The organism is Bacillus sp. LR--39, assembly GCF_053613335.1.
Genome location: NZ_JBSIOT010001094.1, coordinates 1 through 634 on the forward strand (window position 1 = coordinate 1; position 634 = coordinate 634).

A 634-nucleotide genomic window follows, 5' to 3' on the forward strand; every position below is an offset into this window, starting at 1 on the left:
TTGCGGGAGTATCGGTATATGAAGTGAGGGATGTGGGGTTCAGGGATGGCCTTCTCTGGGCTCTTTTTTATGGTTATTCACGATCTATTTTCACACTGCAAATTGCTAACAAGTCTGGTTATCTGTATTTTCAAATACGTAAATACCCATACAAAAATATAGGTTGTGTTGCACGAAAATCAAAGTATGAAACCCAGTACAGACGCTATATTGGAAGGGCAGAGCATATTTATCCATTCGCTTGGTGCATATTTGAGCCAACACCTACCTTTTTCTTCTAGTTTTAGACCTTCAATAGATAAAAATAATATCATTAAGTAGAAAATCTTAATTAAATAAATGTTTCATCTCTTCGTTATTATAATCTCAGCAAACTATAGTGTTCTGGAGTGAAAATTTAATTTAGTTACAAAAGTGAATATATCCAAACCTCAAGCTATATCGGAAACGGATGACAACAATTTTTAACAGCCATCACCCGCTCCGAATTACAATCAGATATTTTTTCTTTGTTTATAATAGGTACAACGTAATGTCAGCAACTGCTCTTCAGATGCCAATCAGGCATTATCCTTAACCATTATCAATTCCAAATATTTCAAACGATATAGTAAATTCAACATCTCTTGTTTTC

At 34.1% G+C, this 634-nt stretch carries 1 protein-coding gene; it reads left to right on the plus strand.

What is annotated here, in order from left to right; translation table 11 throughout:
* Positions 1 to 281, plus strand: a 281-nt coding sequence (locus ACWHAR_RS28655) for a hypothetical protein (protein WP_452088646.1), incomplete at its 5' end; no start/stop codon positions are given.
* Between the last annotated feature and the right edge of the window lie 353 nt (positions 282 to 634).